This is a genomic window from Scandinavium sp. (assembly GCF_036271055.1).
Taxonomy (GTDB): domain Bacteria; phylum Pseudomonadota; class Gammaproteobacteria; order Enterobacterales; family Enterobacteriaceae; genus Scandinavium.
On the sequence record NZ_DATBBJ010000003.1, the window covers coordinates 1 to 2,168 of the forward strand.

General features: G+C 54.2%; 2 protein-coding genes. Both read right to left on the reverse strand.

Annotation, left to right across the window (positions count from 1 at the left end):
* Positions 1–22: 22 nt before the first annotated feature.
* Entirely contained in the window at positions 23–997 is a 975-nt protein-coding gene (locus tag VH187_RS00205) for a hypothetical protein (protein WP_329699492.1), read from the reverse strand.
* A gap of 698 nt (positions 998–1,695) precedes the next feature.
* Positions 1,696–2,168: transposase (locus VH187_RS00210; RefSeq protein ID WP_329699493.1), on the reverse strand; the 473-nt coding region annotated here is incomplete at its 5' end.

Here is a 2,168-nt window from a genome sequence, read left to right on the forward strand (position 1 = left end):
GGATACTTCCCTTTATGGAGGCTCAGTGTGCCGGCATTGCATGCTTCGGCTTCATGTCTGGCCCCGCCGCTTTTGTCGGTGGTGTGCCTCTGACGCGAGCCAAGAATCCGTGGGTAATGCCGGAAGCATCGACGTAACGACCAGTGATATTCCCCTGCGAACTGATTCCGTTTAGCGATGTAAAGGTTGACCCGGGAAAATCGAAAGTGAAGAAATTGTTTGGCGGGACAAAGAAGAGTCCATGAGTCACGCCTAAGGCGTCCACATATCTGCCCACTACCCAGTTCCTATTGTTATCTCCAAACAGGATTGTCTGAGTGGAGCCCGGAGGATCGATCGGGAAGTGCAGCGCCCCATTGGCGTCCCGGTAGAAGCCATGAGTGATTCCTGAGGGTTCTACATAGTATCCCACCGTCAAGTGCTTTGAATCATTGATCTGGTAAACAACGGTCACGGCAGCTCCCGGGACGCTAAACAACGTTAAGGTTCCACCAATGTTGACGAACGCCTGCTGGATCCCGGTTATCGGGGGAAAAATAAACGTGCCGGCAAAGTCGCCGGAATTGTTTATCCCAAGCACAACGGTAAAGACCGCGCCGGGAACATCGTACGTTGTGAAGGTGCCACCCGACAGGAAAAACCCGTGCTCGCTGCCATCGCTGGTGCCGTAGCCACCGCCGACTGTGCCTGGGTTATTGATGGCTCGTGCGTCAGTAAAACCCACGGTATCGTTAGGATCGACGATCGGCGCGCTAAAGCTGCCATCGCTGAACCGGACAAAGGCCCGCGTCACCCCGCTTGAATCGGTGAAAACGCCAACAACGTCGCCTCTTTCGTTAATCTTTTGCGGCAAGGTCGAATTTCCGGTCCCGGGATAATCAAAAGTCGTGATCACTTCGATAGAGCCTGAGTTCGCTGCTTGCTGAGCGAACGTCCCTATCAATGGGAACACGAATAGAACTGCCAGAATGCTGATGAATATGTATTTTGGTTTCATGATGCTTATTGCCTCCTTGGTTTAATTTTCCATTCCTAAAACGCCGATGCGGCAAACGCACAATGCCCAGTTGGCGAATTTCGATGTGTCCAGTTTGCGTGTTATCTGAATTTTGCTAGGGGACCTTACTAGCCGGACACAGGTCGACTGTTAACGGAAGCACCTCATCTTGAGAAAGCATTCTCTGGATGCGAGAGTCGTGTCGTCAAAATGAATGGCGCGATCAACGGACGCACATCCGCTACTCACGCAGCATCAAAAAAGGCTTGGCACATTCCAGGTGCATGGCGCGCCACCGTGAGGAATGGACGAATTGCCGTGTGGCAGGTCTACGCTGACAACAAGCCAATCTATGAGTTGCTGCCCGAACACGCCTAACTCCTATGAAGGGTGTCAACGGGTGAGTTTGGATTTAGTCGAATTAATCACATGGTCGGGTTGATGGCGGGTTAAGCTTGCTTTTGATCTTTAGGAACGTTTCCGCTTCTTTTTCCGCTGAGTTGTTCAGCGGCTGATACTCCTATCCGCGCATCCGGCACTGCCGGAGCGCAATGTGACTTATGCCGTCGGCTGAAGCGGAACGTGGGCGCGGTCCAATCTAAGGCGACGAAGCTCGTCGCTTTAACGGTTCAGGTTAGGCTACGGACACACGCCACGTTCCAAAGGTTCTGTTGTCCTGTTCCCCTCGAACTCGTTTTTTAAAAATTTAAGCCCAGCTGCTGTACGGTGAGCCGGCCAGTGTGCAATCGCCACAGATCAACGGCCAGGTGTCGGGCCACGGCCACCATTGCTTTTTTGCGCACAGCTCCGCTGGCACGGGAGCCTTTGCACAGCAACGCCAGGCGCTTCTTCACCGGTGGATATTGCGGCTGGAAGCGCACCATACGCCAGGCGCATTCGACCAACGCCGCGCGTAGCCGCGGGTTGCCTCTCTTGGTTACACTTCCCGGCACGCGTTTGCTGCCACTGCTGCGTTCCCCGGGACATAAGCCAGTGTAGGAACTGATCGCGCGCCGATTTTTAAACCGCCGCCAGTGGCAAATCTCCCGCGTCACCACCACCGTAGTCAATTTGCCAAGCCCGAGCGGATTGCACGGCGGGGCGGCTGCTTCCAATTCTTTACTTAAAGAGAGGATTTGTTGCTCGAGCGCGAAGAGGGCCGGCCGGTAGA